General features: G+C 34.7%; 17 protein-coding genes. 12 read left to right on the top strand and 5 right to left on the bottom strand.

Going from position 1 to position 18807, the window contains the following annotated elements; genetic code table 11:
* The first annotated feature begins 329 nt into the window (after window positions 1-329).
* The 7 genes from DOK76_RS01610 (at window position 330) to DOK76_RS01580 (ending at window position 9179) form a co-directional block, all read left to right on the top strand.
* The gene (locus DOK76_RS01610; RefSeq protein WP_206964504.1) at window positions 330-1499 is read left to right on the top strand and encodes an MFS transporter; all 1170 of its coding nucleotides are present in this window, start codon (window positions 330-332) and stop codon (window positions 1497-1499) included.
* A 22-nt stretch (window positions 1500-1521) separates the two neighbouring features.
* Complete coding sequence (locus DOK76_RS01605; protein WP_206964503.1) at window positions 1522-2457, top strand: amidohydrolase family protein; 936 nt, start codon at window positions 1522-1524, stop codon at window positions 2455-2457.
* A 206-nt stretch (window positions 2458-2663) separates the two neighbouring features.
* Window positions 2664-3137 (top strand): IS200/IS605 family transposase, encoded by a 474-nt coding sequence (tnpA, locus tag DOK76_RS01600; protein ID WP_206964502.1) that lies wholly within the window; start codon window positions 2664-2666, stop codon window positions 3135-3137.
* 634 nt (window positions 3138-3771) lie between these two features.
* Window positions 3772-4608, top strand: a complete 837-nt coding sequence (gene licT, locus DOK76_RS13315; protein WP_206964500.1) for a BglG family transcription antiterminator LicT — start codon at window positions 3772-3774, stop codon at window positions 4606-4608.
* A gap of 1 nt (window position 4609) precedes the next feature.
* Window positions 4610-6460 (top strand): beta-glucoside-specific PTS transporter subunit IIABC, encoded by a 1851-nt coding sequence (locus DOK76_RS01590; RefSeq protein WP_206964497.1) that lies wholly within the window; start codon window positions 4610-4612, stop codon window positions 6458-6460.
* A gap of 20 nt (window positions 6461-6480) precedes the next feature.
* Window positions 6481-7926: a glycoside hydrolase family 1 protein gene (locus tag DOK76_RS01585; protein ID WP_206964495.1), complete on the top strand. Its 1446-nt coding sequence runs from the start codon at window positions 6481-6483 to the stop codon at window positions 7924-7926.
* Window positions 7927-8003: 77 nt separating this feature from the next.
* Window positions 8004-9179 carry an amidohydrolase gene (locus DOK76_RS01580; RefSeq protein WP_206964494.1) on the top strand — a complete coding sequence of 392 codons (1176 nt, stop codon included), beginning with the start codon at window positions 8004-8006 and terminating at the stop codon, window positions 9177-9179.
* A gap of 32 nt (window positions 9180-9211) precedes the next feature.
* Here the strand turns inward: DOK76_RS01580 and argH are convergent, their stop codons facing one another.
* The 3 genes from argH to DOK76_RS01565 all read right to left on the bottom strand — a co-directional run bounded on the left by argH (window position 9212) and on the right by DOK76_RS01565 (window position 12495).
* Window positions 9212-10594 (bottom strand): argininosuccinate lyase, encoded by a 1383-nt coding sequence (gene argH, locus DOK76_RS01575; RefSeq protein ID WP_206964493.1) that lies wholly within the window; start codon window positions 10592-10594, stop codon window positions 9212-9214.
* A complete protein-coding gene (locus DOK76_RS01570; protein WP_206964492.1) occupies window positions 10591-11805 on the bottom strand; it encodes an argininosuccinate synthase in 1215 nt (404 codons plus the stop codon). Before DOK76_RS01570 ends, argH begins: the two co-directional genes overlap by 4 nt.
* 168 nt (window positions 11806-11973) lie before the next feature.
* Window positions 11974-12495 (bottom strand): GNAT family N-acetyltransferase, encoded by a 522-nt coding sequence (locus DOK76_RS01565; RefSeq protein ID WP_206964491.1) that lies wholly within the window; start codon window positions 12493-12495, stop codon window positions 11974-11976.
* 226 nt (window positions 12496-12721) lie between these two features.
* On the opposite strand from DOK76_RS01565, the gene DOK76_RS01560 reads away from it, so the two are divergent.
* The gene (locus DOK76_RS01560) at window positions 12722-14368 is read left to right on the top strand and encodes a peptide ABC transporter substrate-binding protein (protein ID WP_242542165.1); all 1647 of its coding nucleotides are present in this window, start codon (window positions 12722-12724) and stop codon (window positions 14366-14368) included.
* A gap of 132 nt (window positions 14369-14500) precedes the next feature.
* Window positions 14501-15622: a VanZ family protein gene (locus DOK76_RS01555; protein ID WP_206964490.1), complete on the top strand. Its 1122-nt coding sequence runs from the start codon at window positions 14501-14503 to the stop codon at window positions 15620-15622.
* Window positions 15623-15646: 24 nt separating this feature from the next.
* On the opposite strand, the gene DOK76_RS01550 is transcribed toward DOK76_RS01555, so the two are convergent.
* On the bottom strand, window positions 15647-15844 hold the full coding sequence (locus DOK76_RS01550) for a hypothetical protein (protein WP_206964489.1): 198 nt from the start codon (window positions 15842-15844) through the stop codon (window positions 15647-15649).
* Window positions 15845-15979: 135 nt separating this feature from the next.
* On the opposite strand from DOK76_RS01550, the gene DOK76_RS01545 reads away from it, so the two are divergent.
* Complete coding sequence (locus DOK76_RS01545; protein ID WP_206964488.1) at window positions 15980-16507, top strand: GNAT family N-acetyltransferase; 528 nt, start codon at window positions 15980-15982, stop codon at window positions 16505-16507.
* 14 nt (window positions 16508-16521) lie between these two features.
* Window positions 16522-17022, top strand: a complete 501-nt coding sequence (locus DOK76_RS01540) for a hypothetical protein (protein WP_206964487.1) — start codon at window positions 16522-16524, stop codon at window positions 17020-17022.
* A gap of 239 nt (window positions 17023-17261) precedes the next feature.
* On the opposite strand, the gene DOK76_RS01535 is transcribed toward DOK76_RS01540, so the two are convergent.
* Complete coding sequence (locus DOK76_RS01535; RefSeq protein ID WP_206964485.1) at window positions 17262-17639, bottom strand: VOC family protein; 378 nt, start codon at window positions 17637-17639, stop codon at window positions 17262-17264.
* A 198-nt stretch (window positions 17640-17837) separates the two neighbouring features.
* Between DOK76_RS01535 and DOK76_RS01530 the strand changes: the two genes are divergently transcribed.
* The gene (locus DOK76_RS01530) at window positions 17838-18803 is read left to right on the top strand and encodes an ABC transporter substrate-binding protein (RefSeq protein ID WP_206964483.1); all 966 of its coding nucleotides are present in this window, start codon (window positions 17838-17840) and stop codon (window positions 18801-18803) included.
* Window positions 18804-18807 lie beyond the last annotated feature (4 nt).

Raw genomic sequence — 18807 nt, 5'->3', positions numbered from 1 at the left:
CTGTAATATTTCCTTTTGATCTCATAGAAATAAGAACTATGAGAAATGGTCAATTGTCGATACATCGTAAAGATGTTTCTCTCCTTTATTTTGTCTAACACATCTGTTTTACCCAAATATAAAAAACGCTTACTGTAAAATGTCATTTGCTTTTTTATTGTGTGTAGAGTCCTTATTTTTATTATTTCAACTAGGTGCGATTAATCAATACAAATTTATTAAAGATAAATTGTAAATCAAGTGATGATGCTTTTTTTAAAAAGGTATAAAAATTTCATATTTTTATATAGTTCGCCAAAAATTCTTTTAATTAAGAGAGGAGGTGTATTATGAAAAATAAGTCTTGGATTGTAACTTTGTGTGCTGTTTTCTCTGGTGTATCTTTAGCTGTTGTTCAAAATAAGGTGTCTCCAATTATGAATATCCTTATGGAAACATTAAATATTCCAATGAATACAGCAGGGTTGTTGAGTTCTATTTTCGCGATGGTTGGTATTTTGTTGGCTATTCCCGCATCTTCTTTAATAAGTAAAATAGGAGTAAAAAAATCTGGTGTATTAGCTTTATGTATGACAATGGTGGGAACATTAATCGGTGTTTTTACAACTAATGTCACTATTTTAATTGTGAGTCGATTAATCGAAGGGACTGGAGTTGGTATTATTGCTGTCTTAACTCCAAGTCTGATAACTATGTGGTTTCCATCTGAAAAAAGAGGTCTTCCAATGGGAATATGGGGATCTTGGATGATGATTGCTCAAACAATAGTATTTTTATTAAGTGGATTCCTCAGTGAAAAGTGGGGTTGGCAAAGTTTATGGTGGTTAGGATTAGCTTTTTGCTTATTATCTCTTGTTCTCTTTGTTCTTTTTGTGACTGAACCAGAGCCAGAACATAACTATATGAGTAAATCTGATGAGAAAATCTCCACCATGCAGGCGATTAAGTCTAAGTCTTCATTGACATTGGCAGTAGGAGCTCTTATATTTACCTTCTGCTCTTTCTCATTCGTTAGTTGGATAACCTTGTTTTGGAGTAATGGTACTGGCTGGGAAATAGCGTATACCCAAAAAATGATTAGCTTACTATATTTCATTGAAATTTTTTATGCTGTCGGGATTGGTTATGTTCTTAATAAAGTTAAAAACAGAGTTAATTTAGCCATTTTCGGTTATATTCTTTATGGAATTGTCGGTTTTTTATGTTTCCATACAAGTTCTCCTGCTCTTGTTATGACTCTCATCTTCATTTATCCATTATTTGATGCCATGATTCCTTCGGTTTATTGGACCGTTGCGCCACAAACGGCATTGAAACCTGCGTATGCTGCAATTGCTATTGGTACTTTGAACATTGGTTTAAATCTGGGCACATTATTAAGTGCTCCGATATCGGGTTGGTTTGTTGAGAATTTTGGTTGGGTTTCTATTGGTTATATATTTATCGTATTAGGTGTTATCGGATCGTTGATTACAAGTCGTGTTAAATTTAATTTTTAAAAAGAATATGGAGGAATCTACAATGAAAGACTATCCAATTATTGACAGTCACTCACATTTAGGCGATATTTTTGCCTATGAGAAAAATGTTATTTATAAGAAGGGGGTGAGTATTGACCCAGAAAAACACAATCCATTTGATGCCTTTTCAGATGCGGGTTTTGTAGGACCAATGATGGACCATACTAAACCTGAACAAATTCAAAATATGATTGATATGACAGCTGAGGTTAGTTTTGCAAACACATTAGAAAAATTTGTTTCTGATATGGAATATGCCGGAGTGGATTATGCTTGTATGCTACCAATCCCACCATTTATTTGGTTTGAAGATTATTTAGCAGCTTCTAAAATTTGTTCGAAGATTATTCCTTTTACTGCAGTTGACTGGACTAATCCAGAGGATGAACAATTAAAAAAACAATTAATTGATGATTTTCGTCGTGGGGCTAAAGGGTTGAAAATACATCCCATTTTACAATCTATTTCGCTTAAAGATCCTCGTGTAGAAGATTTATTAAATACATGGGCATATACAGAGTTACCTGTCATTTCTCATTGTGGTGTCAATTCATACTATCCAGATGACTTGAAACATTTAGAGGTACCAGAAAATGGAGATGTAAAAGATTTTATATGGTTAGCCAAAAAAATGCCGCATGTTAAATTTATTGGTGCTCACTGTGGTGGGTTAGTTGGCGGTGAGATGGAACTTCTGGCAAAAGAATTAGGTGGTGCAGATAATCTATGGGTTGATACTTCTTTTAGATCGCCAAAAGAAATAAAGGAAATGATTGAACTTTTCGGCGAAGATCGTGTACTTTTTGGTGTAGATAGACCATTTGCTAAGTCTTCCAGCTCTCTTGAGGCTGTTCTTGAAGCTGTTGGTGATAATGATGCATTGGCTAAAAAAATATTATATACTAATACTGCAAAATTACTAAAGTTATTAGATTAAATTGTTAAAGTTTTGTATAGTTGTTGAATTCCAATGAACTTAACTAATAAACTAACCAACTCATTTTTAGTACCTAGTTTTTTTTAGCTAGGTACTTTTTTTATATGTTTTAAATAGCTTTCAGCGTGGTATTAAAAAAGCCTCCTAAAATGATAAGATAAATTTGGTTTCCCGACCACAAAATATCAATATATAGGAGGTTCCTTATGAAAAAGGACAATCAAAGTTTATCACACACAACATGGAAATGTAAGTATCATATAGTTTTCGCACCTAAATATAGACGACAAATAATTTATGGGAAATACAAACAAAGTATTGGAGAAATTCTAAGATTATTATGTGAGCGGAAAGGTGTTGAAATAATTGAAGCGAACGCATGTAAAGATCATGTTCATATGTTAGTAAGTATTCCACCAAAATTAAGTGTTTCAGGATTCATAGGCTATTTAAAAGGAAAAAGCAGTCTTATGATTTTTGACAGACACGCTAATTTAAAATACAGATATGGTAACAGAAAATTTTGGTGTCGAGGTTACTATGTTGATACAGTAGGACGAAATAAGAAACAAATTGAGGAATACATAAAAAATCAAGTTCAAGAAGATTATGTAGCAGATCAATTAACATTATTTGAAGAATACGATCCGTTTACAGGAGAGAAAAATAAAAAGAAATAAGTGATCCTTCTAGGATCAGCGAGTGAATGTGGTGCATGAGGGAAACCGTTTCAGTGAGCCTTTTAGGCTCAGGCCGGTAATAGAGGCTTTCAGCCGAAGAACAAACCTCCAGTTCTCACTGAAGGGAGTCTCATTGTTACCAATTACCATCTCTATTAAAACTACCTGTATTTATTGATATGATTGTAAGGCTATGGATTGATGTCAATTAATGTGGGATTGATTTCAGGAGTTTTTTCAAAATAGAAATTTTATACTGATATCATTGGGACCTGTTTTCTTACTAGTTGTTATATGTTTGTTTAATTAGGAGGAGAAAATTCATAACATAAGAATTTTAAAACGTCAATTGAAATAAACAGACTCTTTATTTGAAAAAGTGCTTTTTCTTATTTTTTAGAAGTACATAATTTTTATTATTTAGCACAGAGCACACAATAATTAGAAAAAATCGTCTCTTTACATATTCTTAATTATGTTTATAATATGAGGTGTAATATAATTTTTATAACTAATTATCTATTTGTAGGATAGTGATTGCCTAGGCAAGCTGGACCTATTTAGATAAGGATCACAACAGTATTCTTGTGTCCTTTTCTAAGTAGGTCTTTTTTTATTCGAAAGGAGAGATCTAGTGAGAATAACGAAAAAATTGAACAATAATACGGTTGTGACGGTAGATGATAAAGGAAATGAGGTGATTTTTACAGGATTAGGAATAGCGTGGGACAGAAAAGTAGGAGATGAAGTAGATGAATCAAAGGTAGAAAAAAAGTTTGTTATTGAAAATGATGAAATCAGAGGGAAATTACAAAAAATATTAGTAGAAGTTCCTCTTGAGGTTGTAGATTTAGTGGATAGTATCGTTAACTTATTAAAGGGAAGCTATGGATTAGAAGTAAGTGATGGGTTATATGTTACTTTGTCAGATCATTTAACGATGCTATTGAAGCGAGAAGAAATTAATTTGCAATTAGATAATCCAATGTTATTTGAAATCAAAACTTTTTATCAGAAAGAATTTGATATTGCTATGGAAATGTTAGAGCTCATTAATACAACGTTAAAAACTAACTTTGATGAAAATGAAGCAGGTTTTATTACTTGGCATATTATTACTTCTACGACTAACGTAGATCTTTACCACGTACATCAATCTACTAGATTGATGCAAGCTATATTAAATATTATTAAATACCAATTTAAATTGACCTATGATGAGGATTCAATTTATTATCAACGCTTTTTAACACATTTAAAATTTTTTACAATTCGTGTAATGAATCAAAGTTCGTCAGAGGAGAAATTTAATGATTTGATCGACGTAATTAAAGAAAAATATCAAGAAGCATATGAGTGTGTGGAAAAAATATCTGAAATGATTGAGAAGGAGTATGATTATTCGCCTAATCAAGATGAAAATATTTATCTAACTATTCATATTCAACGGATTATTGAAAAGGAGAATTAGTATGACAAACTTAGAGTTAGCAAAACATATTGTTGCCAGTGTTGGTGGTTCCGAAAATATTGAAACCGTTTATAATTGTGCAACACGATTACGTTTTGTTTTAAAAGATAAAGAGAAATTTGATATTGAGAGTTTAAAAGTTACCAAAGGAGTAATTGGAGCAGTTCAGGCTAGTGATGAGTCACAGGTAATTATAGGGCCTAATGTCGATTCAGTCATCAAAGAAATATTCAAAGAGTATCCTGAAACAGGACAAGTAGCAACAGGTAAGTCACAAGAGAATAATAAGAATATGTTTTCCAAGGTATTAGATACTATTATTGGGATTTTTGCACCATTGGTACCAGCTTTGGCAGGCGCAGGTATGATTAAAGCTGTTTTAGCTGTTTTAGTGTTATTTGGGCTATCTAAAGAAACTCAAAACTATTACATTTTAAATTTTATTTCTGATGCTGTTTATTATTTTATGCCAATGCTATTGTCAGTTTCAGCTGCTAATCGTTTCAAAACCAATCAGTACTTTGCTATTGCTATAGCTGGTGTACTACTTCATCCAAGTTTTTCAACACTAGTTGCAACAGGTGATCCTGTTCATTTCTTTGGTGTACCCGTAACTTTAGTAGGTTACGCTTCAACAGCTGTACCAGTAATTTTGTGTGTTTGGTTTATGTCTTATGTTGAAAAGTTTGCAGAAAAAGTAAGTCCTAACATCATTAAAGCATTATTGCGTCCTTTATTAGTTCTTTTAATTACTGCACCAGTTGCTTTGATTATTATTGGACCAATTGGTAGTTGGTTAGGAAATGTCTTATCATCAGGAATTAATTACTTGGATGCTCATGCTGGTTGGTTAGTTCCAACTGTATTAGGAGCTACTATGCCGTTGTTAGTTTCTATAGGTATGCATGTATCATTAACACCACTTGTACAATTGTCATTAGCTTCTAAAGGCTACGAGACTATTACAGGCCCAGCTATGTTAGCTAGTAATATTTCACAAGGTGGAGCTTCTCTAGCTGTTGCTCTAAAAACTAAGAATAAAGAACGTCGCCAAATCGCTCTTTCTTCAGGAATTACTGCATTATGTGGCATTACAGAACCAGCACTTTATGGTGTAACTATGCCATTGAAACGTCCGTTACTAGCGGTAATGATTTCTGGAGGGGTAGCGGGATTATATGCTGGTTTATCAGGTGTTGTTCGAATTAGTTTTGGTTCACCAGGATTCCCGACATTGCCAGTTTTTATAACAGAAGATCCTAATAACTTAAAAAATGCATTAATTACTATGGCAATTGCTTTAGTTTTATCTTTTGTTTTAACTTATCTTTTTGGTTTTAAAGATGATATTGATGAGATAACATCTGAAAAAAAAGAAAATCATTTTGATTTGAGTAAAGAATCAGTTATTAATAGCCCTGTTGAAGGGACAGTTTTGGCTTTATCAGAAACAGAAGATGTGACATTTTCATCAGGTGCTTTAGGTAAAGGGGTTAGTATTATGCCAATAGGTAATAAATTTTATGCACCTAAAGATGGCAAGATAACAATGGCTTATGAAACAGGTCATGCAATCGGCTTAACTACTGAAGAAGGAATCGAAATACTAATCCATATTGGTATTGATACCGTGAAGCTACAAGGAAAGTATTTTGACCTCCATGTTAGTAAAGATGACGAAGTGAAAGCAGGGGATTTATTGGTGAGTATTGATAAAGAGAAAATTGAAGAGGCTGGTTATTGTTTGATTAGCCCAATTGTTATTTTAAATTCAGATCATTATTTGGATGTTGTTGAAACAAAGGAAACTTACGTGCAAAAAAACGATAAATTATTAACAGTTATCAAGTAAAGATAGAGAGGTTAGATAGTATGTTAAAGAAATTTCCAGATAATTTTTTATGGGGTGGCGCAACGGCTGCTAATCAATATGAAGGAGCCTATAATGTTGATGGTAAAGGATTAGCAACTTCAGATATGTTAACAGCAGGAACTGTTGATAAAGTAAGAAGAATTACTCCTATACTTGAGAGTAATGAGTATTATCCAAGTCATGAAGCAGTAGATTTCTATCATCGTTATAAAGAAGATATTGCTTTATTTGCTGAAATGGGATTCAAAACGTTTAGATTTTCAATTGCTTGGAGTCGAATTTATCCGAATGGGACAGATACAGAACCTAATGAGATGGGACTTCAGTTTTATGATCGGGTTATTGAAGAATTAAAAAAATATGACATTGAGCCTCTTGTGACTATATCTCACTATGAACCTCCGTTTGCTTGTACAGAAGAATTTAACGCTTGGGAAAGTCGTCGAATGATTGATTGTTATGTCACTTATGCAAAAACTGTTATGGAACGTTATAAAGCGGATGTTAAGTACTGGATTACTTTTAATGAAATTAATTCTTTGACTCGACCAGTTGGGGCATACTTAGAAGCAGGTATGCTAGTAGATGATTCAGGAACTTTTAATAACATGGAAGTAGATAGTACGCAATTACGTTATCAAGCCTTGCATCATCAGTTTATCGCAAGTGCTAAAGTAGTCCAATTAGGAAAGAAAATTAATCCAGATTTTAAATTTGGTTGCATGATTACATATCATTGTAACTATCCTTATACTTGTTCGCCAGAAGATATTTTTCTAGCTCAGCAAGAAGATCAAATGGGGAATTTTTATTGTTCAGATGTACAAGTTCGAGGTGAATACCCTAGTTTTGCTAAACGTTTTTGGGAAGAAAACAATGTGAGTTTAGCTATTCAAGATGAGGATTTAGATATTATTAAAAAGGGAACTGTAGATTTTTACTCTATGTCTTACTACCAACCAACAACTGTATCTGCTAAAAATGAAGGATTAGAAACAGTTTATGGAAATATTGTTGGGGGAGTGAAAAATCCGTATTTGAAGGCTAGTGAATGGGGGTGGGAGATTGATCCATTAGGATTACGATACTCACTAAATCATATTTATAGCCGTTATCAGATACCAATGATGGTAGTTGAAAATGGCATAGGAGCTAGGGATGAATTTGTAAATAAAACAGTTGAAGATGATTATCGGATTGATTATTTAGAAGCTCATATTGAAGCTATGTGGCAAGCAATCCAAGATGGTGTAGATCTAATTGCATATACACCTTGGGGTTGTATTGATTTAGTCAGTGCTTCAACGGGTGAGATGGAGAAACGTTATGGATTTATCTATGTTGATAAAGATAATGATGGACAAGGAACTTTAGACCGTTTTAGAAAAAAATCCTTCTTTTGGTATCAAGATGTAATCAAGCATAATGGTCTTTCAGTTAAATAAATATTTTCTTGAAGTCTAACTAACTGTGTAGGTTTCAAGATTTTTTTAGTTGTAAAAAAGAAAGGAAGGAAAAGTAGATGATGTCTAAATTAATTACTATCTTAAAGAATAATGAAGAAAAGATAATTGCGTATAGAAGATATCTTCATCAACACCCAGAACTTTCATATTTAGAAACAAACACATCTAGTTATATTGAGAAAGTATATCAAAATAAGGCGTGCTTAGTTCAGAAAGTTAGTGGAAATAGTCTGATTGTAACAATAAAAGGAAAATCTGGAGGGAAAACATTAGCTATTAGAGGAGATTTTGATGCACTACCGATTGAAGAACGAACGAATTTGTCTTTTAGCTCCTTAAATCCAGGTGTTATGCATGCTTGTGGACACGATGGACATACTGCTTATTTGTTAGGACTTGCTGATGTTTTGATTCAGACAAAGGAGTTGTGGCAAGGAACGATTAAGATTATTCATCAAGCTGCTGAAGAGGTTCCTCCTGGAGGAGCTTTAGAGGTAGTTCGTTCTGGATTATTAGATGATGTGGACTGTATATTAGGTCTACATTTATGGTCCCCTTTGTCTTTTGGAACAATAGGTTGTACATCAGGATCTATTATGGCAGGACGTTCTAAATTTGAAGTGAATTTTAAAGGAAAAGGTGGTCATGGTAGCTCTCCTCAGCTATCCAAGGATACTAATTTAGCAGTAGCCTTTTTTCAAACAGCAGTTCAAACAATAGTAAGTAGACGGATTGATCCATTTGAATTAGCGACTTTAACGATAGGTAGTGTTGAAGGAGGAGGAGTATTTAATGTTATTAAGGAAGAAGTTAGCTTATCAGGCGATGTTAGATATGTTAGTAATGATGTAAAAGATACTATTGAAAGTGAATTCAGGAAAATACTAGAAGGAATTAAAATTATGTTTGATGTTGACTATGAACTTAACTATACACATGATTATCCAACACTGAAAAATGATGAACATTTAACAAACGAAATATTAAATATTCTCCAAAAATCGAAAAATCTAGCAGTTAAAGAGATTAAAACAGCGTACAAAGTATCTGCTTCAGAAGACTTTGCTTATTATAAAGATATGGCACCAATTTGCTATTTATTTGTAGGTGCAGCACCGGATGTGGGGCTATCTTATCCACATCACCATCCCAAATTTGATATTAACGAAAAAAGTTTGTTGCTTGCAGCTGAGTTGATGGCTGAAATAGTGATAAAATTATTAGATAAATAAAAAATCCCTTTAATCAGGGATTTTTTGCTAATCTAATCTTCCAACCTCAAGTCTTTTTTTGCAACTTGAACGGCTTTTCTAACTTGTTCAGAACCAGTGCCACCAAAAGAGTTTCGTCGATTCATGGCAGTTCTAGCTTCTAAAACGTTATAAACAGAGTTGTCTATTGTCTCAGCAATTTCTTGATACGCACTTAAGGGAATATCTTGCAGGAAAATCTCTTTTTGAAGGCAGTCGTAGACTAATTTACCCACAATTTCATGGGCTTCTCTAAAAGGAATCCCTTTTGTGACTAGATAGTCTGCTAATTCTGTGGCATTGGAAAAATCTGTTTCAGTTGATTGAGCCATTTTGTCTTTCTTGACAGTCATGGTTTCAATCATACCGGCCATAATCTCTAGACTCATGGAAATAGTTTGAACGGTATCAAACATGCCTTCTTTATCTTCTTGTAAGTCTTTATTATAGGCAAGTGGCGTTCCTTTTAGGACAGTTAGTAGGCCAAATAAATGACCAAAGACACGTCCTGATTTACCACGAATTAATTCGGCGTAATCAGGATTTTTTTTCTGCGGCATGATGGAGCTTCCTGTCGCATAAGCATCATCCATTTCGATAAATTGATACTCAAAAGAGCTCCATAAAATGAGTTCCTCACATAAGCGAGACAAGTGAACCATTATCAGTGAACTGTTACTTAAAAATTCGACAATAAAATCACGGTCGCTAACGCCGTCCATACTGTTACTATAGAGATGGCTAAAACCTAACAAATCAGCGGTTAATTCTCTGTCAATCGGGAAGGTTGTTCCAGCAAGGGCAGCACAACCTAGTGGCGAGATATCAATCCGTTTGATGCTCTCTTGCAGTCGCTCGTAATCTCTTTTAAACATATTGTAATAAGCTAGTAGGTGATGTGCAAAAGAGATAGGTTGAGCATGCTGCAAGTGGGTGTACCCTGGCATTAAAGTGTCGACATGTTTGTCAGCTTTCTTGACTAAAGTAGTTTGCAGATGGACGAGTTTGTCTATAATCGCTAGGACTTCTTTTTTTAGATACAAATGCATATCTGTTGCGACTTGATCGTTTCGACTACGAGCAGTATGGAGCTTGCCCGCAACAGGTCCTATTTCTTCGTGAAGGGCTTGTTCAATGTTTAAATGAATGTCTTCTTGAGCGAGAGAAAATTCAAAAGTCTGCGCCTTTATTTTTTCTTCTATTCGTTGTAGTCCGGCTATGATGTCCTCTTTTTCTGATTCTGAAACAATCCCACAAGTAGCAAGCATAGTCACATGAGCGATACTTCCTTTTATATCTTCTTCGGCTAGTTTGTAGTCAAAGGAAATAGAGGCACCAAAGGCATTGGTTGCTGCGTTTCCTTGAGATTGAAATCGTCCACCCCATAATTTTTTCATTTGGTTGACACTCCTTTTATCAGAGCGGCTTGGACTTCTGCGTGTACTTTTGAAGGTAGTCCCCATAAGTTAATAAAGCCAATCGCTGCTTCTTGATTAAAGGTATCTGAAGACGTGTAGGTAGCTAAATTTTTATCGTATAGACTATTAGAAGAAACACGTCCTTCGACAATGGCTTGTCCTTTAAATAATTTCACTCGCACGGTGCCATTGACATAAGTTTGAGTGGATTTAATAAAGGAGGTTAAGGCGTCAGTTAAAGGGTTAAACCATAAGCCGTTATAAATCATCTGGGTCAGTTGATGCTCGACAATTGGTTTAAAATGAGCGAGCTCACGAACTAAGGTCAAGTCTTCCAATTCTTTATGAGCAGTTATCAAGGTCATAGCTCCAGGACATTCATAGACTTCACGAGATTTAATACCGACTAAACGATTCTCAACGTGATCAATTCGACCAATACCATGTTTTCCAGCTAGAGTATTAAGAGTTAAAATTAATTCTGATAAAGGTAGTGTTTCCTGATTGATTGAAACAGGAACTCCTTGTTCAAAGGTGATTTCCACGTAATCTGGAATATCTGGAGCATTTTCCACACTGACTGTCAGCTCATAAGCATCTGCGGGTGGTGTTATCCATGGATCTTCTAACACACCACACTCATTAGCGCGTCCCCACAAGTTCATGTCTACAGAGTAAGGACTATCTAAATCAATAGGAATGGGAATATTTCGTTCTTTGGCGTAATTAATTTCTTCCTCACGAGACCATTTCCATTCACGGACAGGGGCAATAATGGTGAGAGTCGGATCAAGAGTTGAGATGGCCACTTCAAAACGAACTTGATCATTTCCTTTTCCAGTACAACCGTGAGCGATAGCTGTGGCTTGATGTTCATGAGCCATTTCGACTAATTTCTTGGAGATTAAAGGACGTGACAAAGCTGAGACTAATGGATATTTTCCTTCATACATTGTATGAGCTTGCAGAGAAGTTAAGACAAAGTCATTGGCAAACTCTTCTTTAGCGTCAATTGTATAAGAAGCGCTAGCGCCTACTTGTAAGGCTTTTTGTTTAATCTCTTCTAAGTTTTTACCTTCTCCTACATCTAAACAACACGCAATTACGTCATATCCTTTTTCCACTAGCCACTGAATGGACACAGAGGTATCTAATCCACCTGAATAAGCTAAAATTATTTTTTCTTTCATTAGTAAATTCTCCTTAAATTTTAATTCTATCCATCGTAACATTAGTTATTCATTTATTCAATAAATTTTGTATGTTTATTCATTTTTATTTATTGTTGGCTTAATTTGAAATTTAGACAACAAAAAAACGATTCCTTATTTTCGAAAATAAGGAATCGTCTCAGGTGTTTATGAATGATGTTCGGTTATGTCTTTAGTGTATCGTTTTCCGAGGAATAGCAGATCTTGGTAAGTATCATCTAAGCGAGCGACTTGTGGCAAACGCCCCAAAAGGAAATAACCATGTTTGGCAAACAGACTTTGACTAGCTAAATTATGCCCAAAGACAAGAGCTATTATTGTTTCAAAGTCGTAGTTTTCTATGGCTGTTTCTAAGAAATTAAGACAGTAGTGACCGAGATGTTGTCCTCTGTAGGAAGCTTCAATATAAAGACTGATTTCTACTGTATGTTGATAGGCGGCCCGTTCTTTAAAGGGGCTAAGAGATAGCCAACCAGCAATTTGGCCATCGATTTCAAGTACCCACAGAGGGTAGTTATCAGATTGGTGTTGATGAAACCAGTCTTTTCTAGAAGCGATTGAGACAGGCTCTAAATCAGCTGTCACCATGCGGCTTGGTATAGTTTGGTTATAGATAGCAACAATATCAGGTAAATCATCTAATTTGGCAAAACGAAGAACAGGATTCACAGAAAACACCTCTACTTTTAGTCATTTTGGGTATTATAGCAGTCTCTGAATAAAAAAAGCAAGTAACTAAAGGTATTCAGATATTCACATAAAATAACTATTTCTTGTATTATTTTAGTCATGAGATTGATTATTTTCTTGACATTAGCGGATAAACTCTATAGTATTGTTATTAAATTTTAATATTTCTAATCTTTGTTTAATAATATAAAAAGGGGTTGTGTCAATGAAAATGAAACGAATCGTTCAGGGGATGATGGTTGCCTCCTTAACACTATTAGTTGGTTGTGGAAATAATAATGCTAAGAAGGAGAAGAGTGATGATAAACAAGAGGCTAAGACCGAAAAGCAAGTCTTAACAGTCGTAGAATCCTCAGAATTACCAACAATGGACATCTCAAAGGCAACAGACGTTGTTAGTTTTTCTGCCATTAGTAATGTTATGGAAGGTTTGTATGAGTTTGCAGATGATAGTACCAGCCAACCAGCGTTAGCTAAAGAAGTCGTCGAGCCTACAGATGATGGAAAAAAATACACGATTGCGCTAAAAGAAGATGGTAAATGGAGTAATGGGGATCCAGTAACTGCTAAAGATTTTGTCTATTCTTGGCAACGATCAGCAGATCCAAAAACCGCTTCAGAGTATTCTCATTTATTTGAAGGGTTTAAAAACTACGAAGATATCAAAACAGGTAAAAAGCCAGCTACTGAGTTAGGGGTAAAAGCCTTAGATGATTATACGATTGAGATTGAGTTAGATCACCCAATTCCATACTTAAATTCTTTATTAGCAAAACCAACATTCTACCCACAGCATCAGAAGACAGTGGAAGAAAAAGGTGATAAGTATGCGACTAATAGTGATAACTTAGTCTACAATGGAGCCTTTAAGTTAGCTAATTGGGACGGTACAAATATTTCATGGAAATACGAGAAAAATGAAAATTACCGTGATGCTAAAAATGTGAAATTAGATGAAGTCAATGTTGAAGTAGTTAAAGAAAATGGAACAAGTTTAAACATGTTCCAAGCGGATGAAGTTGATGTGATTCAAGTAAAAGGTGAGTTTGCTCAACAACAAGCTGGAAATGAAGATTTAGTAGTGCGAGAATATCCGTCAAGTTATTACATGCAGTATAATTTTGATAATAAACTGGCAGCTAATAAGAGCTTCAGACAAGCAGTTACTTACACAGTTGATTCTGAACAAATTGTGACCAATATCTTAGGAGATGGGTCTAAAGAGATCCACGGCTTTGTTCCAACAGGGATTGTAAACCCTAAAACAGGAGGGGACTTTGCCAAAGACTCTGGTAATTTAAAAGAAACAAGTAGTGAAAAAGCTAAAGCAGCTTGGGAAACAGCCAAGAAAGAACTAGGTAATGAAAAATTAGAGTTTACCTTACTTGCTTCTGATACGGATTCAGCGAAAAAATTAGCTGAGTACATTCAAGGGACCTTAGAAGAAGGACTTCCAGGGCTTAAAGTAAATGTGTCAACTGTTCCTTTTGCGAATCGACTTGATAAAATGTCAAAAGGTGATTTTGATATTGTGCTAGCTGGTTGGGCAGCGACGTTTGCTGATCCATATGATTTCTTACAATTAGCTAAAACGGGTACAGTCCAAAACTACGGTAAGTGGGAAGATGCCGAATTCACTAAGTTATTAGATGATTCTTCTACAACTTATGTGAATGACGTTGATAAGCGCTGGGAAACATTGATTGCTGCTCACAAACGTATGATGGAAGAATTACCATACACACCTGTTTATCAATCAAGTGAGAGTTTCTTAGTGAAGCCACATGTTAAAGGACTTGTTTACCGTTCATTAGGTAGTCCTTATTATAAAAATGTCTCAATTGAAAAATAAATACTATTAAAGAGGTTGACTAAAATGTCAGCCTCTTTTCTTTGCGTAGACAACCTTACAAAGGTGTTAGGTGAAAGCTCTGGAATAAGTTTTTATTTGTTATATAATGAGGGAAAGAAAGGGGCTGTTGGTATGCCTTCGTATGCTGTTCCGATTTCATCTGCTTTGATTGTTTTTGCTATTATTGCCTTTTTAGGTACAGTGCCATGGACGATTTATCAATACCGTAAACATGGTTATTTTAGTTTTTGGCGCAATGTGGTCATTTTTAGTTTCATCTATTATTGTTTAACTGCGTTTTTCTTAGTCAGTCTACCTTTGCCTAAAGATAGGGACAATACTTTAATGTTTAAGGACCACGTGTTTACTCAGCTAAAGCCACTCAATATGTTAACTAATTTTAAAGCAGTGCCTGGGTTTGACCCGTCTAGTGTGAGTACATATCTTACGTTGTTCAAATCCTTTACCTTTTTAGAAGTTTTCTTTAATGTGTTACTGCTCTTTCCATTAGGTATTTACTTAAGATATTTTTTAAAAAGTGCTAAAAAGTGGTACATGGCTTTAGGACTCATCTTCTTAACGACGTTATTCTTTGAAGTGTCTCAGCTAACAGCGTTATTTGGTTATTATGCTTATCCTTATCGTTTGTTTGATGTGGATGACTTACTTGCTAATACGTTAGGCGGTATGATAGGGTTCTTTGTCGCACCTGTTTTCCTACATTTTATCCCCAGTCGGGATGCTCTTAAGGAGAAAGATGCTTCTTATGGACCAGAGATGATGCCTTCTTATGGGGCACAACTATTGGAAGTTTTTGTTAGTATTGCAATTGCTCGGTTTATTGGTAGTGTGTTTTCCATGATTGCCTTTAAAGGGGACGAGTTGTTTTGGTGGAATTTAGTGTTTATCTTTTTCTTCTTAGTGATTTTTCCTATTATGACCAAAGGGAAAACATTAGGGGGGATGGTAGTTAAAATTAAGTTTCATTTGGGGGAGAAGAATCAATTTCTTCCGTTGTGCTATCGTTTTCTGTTAGTGAGTCTACCTTCTATTGTCAGCAAAATAGGTAGCTCCATGAATCAAGTAGTATCAGATAATGTGTACTTGATTTCGTTTCAATTACTTATTTTACTAACCGTCTTTTTTGTGTGGTTGTTCTTTTGGTTTGTTATACTCCGTGATTGGGCGAAGAAAAAAAGAGAACCCTTCTTTAATGCTTGGGTACCTGTAGAAATGATTCGATACAAAAAATAGAGAGTTACTCCTAAGAGTAGCCCCCTATTTTTTTTCTTGTCTCATTTTTGCAATGATAGAGCCAGCTCCGTAAATCGTTAATAATAAACCGGCGATAAAGAAGTAGAAACCATCTAGATTAAATACAATAATGCTAGTTCCAAAAAACAAACCAATCACAAGTAAGGCAATGCCTAAGGTTGTTACAGCAAGATCAATTGTGTATTTTTTTAAAAAGTCCATGTATCCACCTCAATTCATTCATCGACCATTGATTCACTTTTATTCTAACATAGGTAAAAGTCTCCTTCTAGACTTACTTTTAAGTTAATGAACATGTTAAAATGAATGTAGCTTAGTTTAGAAGAGAGGATCAAGATGAACATCGAAACAAAGAGGTTACTTATAAGGCCGTATGAAGTAAGTGATAGTAAAGAAGCATCAACCTTTTTACTACATCCAGAAGCCATGCATTATATACCTGAAACCTTTGAGACAGTAGAAGAAGTGACACATTTTCTTCAAGAGAATCGAGACGCTTACTTTCCAGTGTGTCTAAAAGAAACAGGAGAAATTATTGGGCATCTATTTTTCAAAGCTTTCTTTGGATCTCATTCTTATGAGATTGGTTGGATCTTTCATCCTGATTATCATCGAAAAGGCTACGCCAAAGAAGCGGCTAATGCAGTGCTTGCTTATGGCTTTTTGAAAAAAGAAATTCACCGAGTGATAGCCACCTGCCAACCAGAAAATGAAGGTTCTTGGCGATTAATGGATTCTCTAGGTATGAGAAGAGAAGGTTATTTTAAGCAGTGTATCCCAAAAGGTGACACGTGGTGGGATGAGTATTATTACGCCATCTTAAAAGAAGAGTGGCATCAGTTGTTGTCAAAAAACATCATCTAAAGGAGCTAAGCCCCATGTTAAAAATAATTGAAGTCATAGAAGATGCAAATCGTAAAGATTGTTCCTTACCAGCCCTTGCCCTAGCACTAACGCTACCAGATATATGTAGCCAGATTGAGTATCCTCATGAGACTAATGTCGGGTATCGCTATCGTCAGTGGTACAAGAATCATGTCCACACCCATGAAGAATACCATGAGCTTCAAAATACGTATTACGCTAGAGTTCATAGTGAAGAAAACATGTTAGCTCACTTTAATGGTCATGCGTGTTACAAGTTGCGTTGTTTATTGCTACATCAAGGTGACTCAGCTTTACAAGGAGAAGTTCTTTATGAAGATTTGTATTTCCATATTGATTCTACGCAAGATCCTAATGATTACTTAGGATTCAAAGATGGGCATATTAGCGTCAATAGTAAGCTCTTATCTGAGTATTTATGTAAGTATGCTAAAGAGTATTACAACAGTCACCCTAATAAAGACTTATTCCAAAAACAAGTGAGCCATGCTTAGTAAAGACAAAAAAAGAAGCCAATCACGTGATTGGCTTCTAAAAGGAGTTTGTTTTATTTACTTTGGAGGAGTAAATAAAAATGAAAAAGTTTGTTAGGGTTGTTTTGTTGGTATGTCTATATAATAGCGACTAGATGTGAAGAAAATTGCCATCAATTTAGGCTTTTTTGTGAATGAATTGCTAAGAAAAAAATGGTAACAGAGCTAGCTTACTAGATAAGCACTCTGTTACCATTATTTTATTTTTCCATTACAGCGAAATAATTATTGTCATTATCAGCAAAGTTGAAGATTCTACCAGTTGGTAGGGGAACAATGTCACCAAGAGTCACATTTTTACTTGCTAAATCTGCATAGAAAGCATCAAAATCATGGCTATAAAACATAAGGGAAGGTGTTCCTAAATGAAGCTCAGGAGACATTTTTGCAATGGTTTCTTTGTCATGTAATACAAGACTTGTTTCTGAGTCTTTAGTAGGTTTGATTTCAATCCACTTCATTCCCATGTCATTTTCTTCTTCTGCGACTAAGTGAAAGTTTAGCTGGTTAAGCCAAAACTCTTTTGCTGCTGATTGATTGTTAACATATAGCATAATTTGACCGATTGATTGAATCATTGATAGCCACCTCATAAAAGTTATTTTGTTTAGTATAACTTATTTTATCAGATTGCCCCATTTATTTGTCTTTAATTAGTCGGTTTATTGATAAAAAAGACAAGCCTAATAATAGAAAAAAAGACCAGTTTGTGGTACTTTAAACAAAGTGATTCAATGCACTAACTATATATTTTTAACATAGGGGAGATTAGATACATGAAGAAAAAAACACTTATTTTAGGTTTAGTTGCTGCCTGTTCTTTAGCTGTTTTAGCTAGTTGTGGAACAGAAGAAAAAGCAGCCAAAACACCTGCTAAGGATACGGATAAAAAGGAACTGTCATTAAGCTTTGGCGTTATGCCAGCAGTGGACAGTCTACCTGTTTATATTGCCGAAAAAGAAGACTTTTTTAAAGAAGAAGGATTAACGTTAGACCTTCAAAGTTTTAAATCTCCAAAAGACAGAGATGCTGCTTTAAGTAGTGGTAATTTAAATGGAGCTAATACGGATTTAATCGCTGTTAGTACATACCTTCAAGGTGGTATGGATTTCCAAGTAGTTAGCCAATCAAGTGGTAATTTCTCAATCTTAACTAGTAATGATGAGATTAAATCACTAGCAGATTTAAAGGATAAAAAAGTTGGGATTGCTAAAAATCAAGCTCCTTATTATTTCTTAGATGAAGCGTTAAAAACAAAAGAGTTAACAGTTGGGGATATTGCTTATGAAGAAGTACCTCAAATTCCAGTTCGTATTGAATTAGTTAAAAATAAAAAAATTGATGCCACTGTTGTTCCTGAACCGTTTAGAACAATTGGGTTAGCTAATGGCCTAAAAGAATTAGGTAACAGTAGCGAATTAGGTATTGATGCCACTGTTTTCGGGTTTACAACTGAGACATTAACTAAAAATAAAGAAGCTGTTGATGCTTTCTACCGTGGTTATAACAAGGGTGTTGATTTCATTAATGATAATGATTTAGATGCTTACTATGATGTGATGAAAGAAAAAATTGGTTTCACCGATGAAATCAAAGACAAAGTCACTTTACCAACCTACAAACATGCAGAACAAATTAAACCAGAACAATTAAACAAAGCATTAGAGTGGTCAAAAGAGCAAGGAATCTATTCTAAAGACTTAAAAGAAGAAGATATCTTAAACCCATTACTAACAAAATAATCAA

The sequence above is a fragment of the Candidatus Vagococcus giribetii genome, from assembly GCF_017316185.1.
GTDB lineage: Bacteria > Bacillota > Bacilli > Lactobacillales > Vagococcaceae > Vagococcus > Vagococcus giribetii.
The sequence above is the reverse complement of the archived record's forward strand: the minus strand, read 5'-3'. Positions and strand labels throughout refer to the sequence as shown.

Coding starts and splice junctions, on each gene's coding strand:
- DOK76_RS01570 (WP_206964492.1), bottom strand. CDS start 11,805: ATGAAAGAAAAAATAATTTTAGCTTATTCAGGTGGATTAGATACCTCT.
- DOK76_RS01585 (WP_206964495.1), top strand. CDS start 6,481: ATGTTAAAGAAATTTCCAGATAATTTTTTATGGGGTGGCGCAACGGCT.
- DOK76_RS01590 (WP_206964497.1), top strand. CDS start 4,610: ATGACAAACTTAGAGTTAGCAAAACATATTGTTGCCAGTGTTGGTGGT.
- DOK76_RS01555 (WP_206964490.1), top strand. CDS start 14,501: ATGCCTTCGTATGCTGTTCCGATTTCATCTGCTTTGATTGTTTTTGCT.
- DOK76_RS01535 (WP_206964485.1), bottom strand. CDS start 17,639: ATGATTCAATCAATCGGTCAAATTATGCTATATGTTAACAATCAATCA.
- tnpA (WP_206964502.1), top strand. CDS start 2,664: ATGAAAAAGGACAATCAAAGTTTATCACACACAACATGGAAATGTAAG.
- DOK76_RS01540 (WP_206964487.1), top strand. CDS start 16,522: ATGTTAAAAATAATTGAAGTCATAGAAGATGCAAATCGTAAAGATTGT.
- DOK76_RS01545 (WP_206964488.1), top strand. CDS start 15,980: ATGAACATCGAAACAAAGAGGTTACTTATAAGGCCGTATGAAGTAAGT.
- DOK76_RS01550 (WP_206964489.1), bottom strand. CDS start 15,844: ATGGACTTTTTAAAAAAATACACAATTGATCTTGCTGTAACAACCTTA.
- DOK76_RS01560 (WP_242542165.1), top strand. CDS start 12,722: ATGAAAATGAAACGAATCGTTCAGGGGATGATGGTTGCCTCCTTAACA.
- DOK76_RS01530 (WP_206964483.1), top strand. CDS start 17,838: ATGAAGAAAAAAACACTTATTTTAGGTTTAGTTGCTGCCTGTTCTTTA.
- argH (WP_206964493.1), bottom strand. CDS start 10,594: ATGAAAAAATTATGGGGTGGACGATTTCAATCTCAAGGAAACGCAGCA.
- DOK76_RS01605 (WP_206964503.1), top strand. CDS start 1,522: ATGAAAGACTATCCAATTATTGACAGTCACTCACATTTAGGCGATATT.
- DOK76_RS01610 (WP_206964504.1), top strand. CDS start 330: ATGAAAAATAAGTCTTGGATTGTAACTTTGTGTGCTGTTTTCTCTGGT.
- DOK76_RS01580 (WP_206964494.1), top strand. CDS start 8,004: ATGATGTCTAAATTAATTACTATCTTAAAGAATAATGAAGAAAAGATA.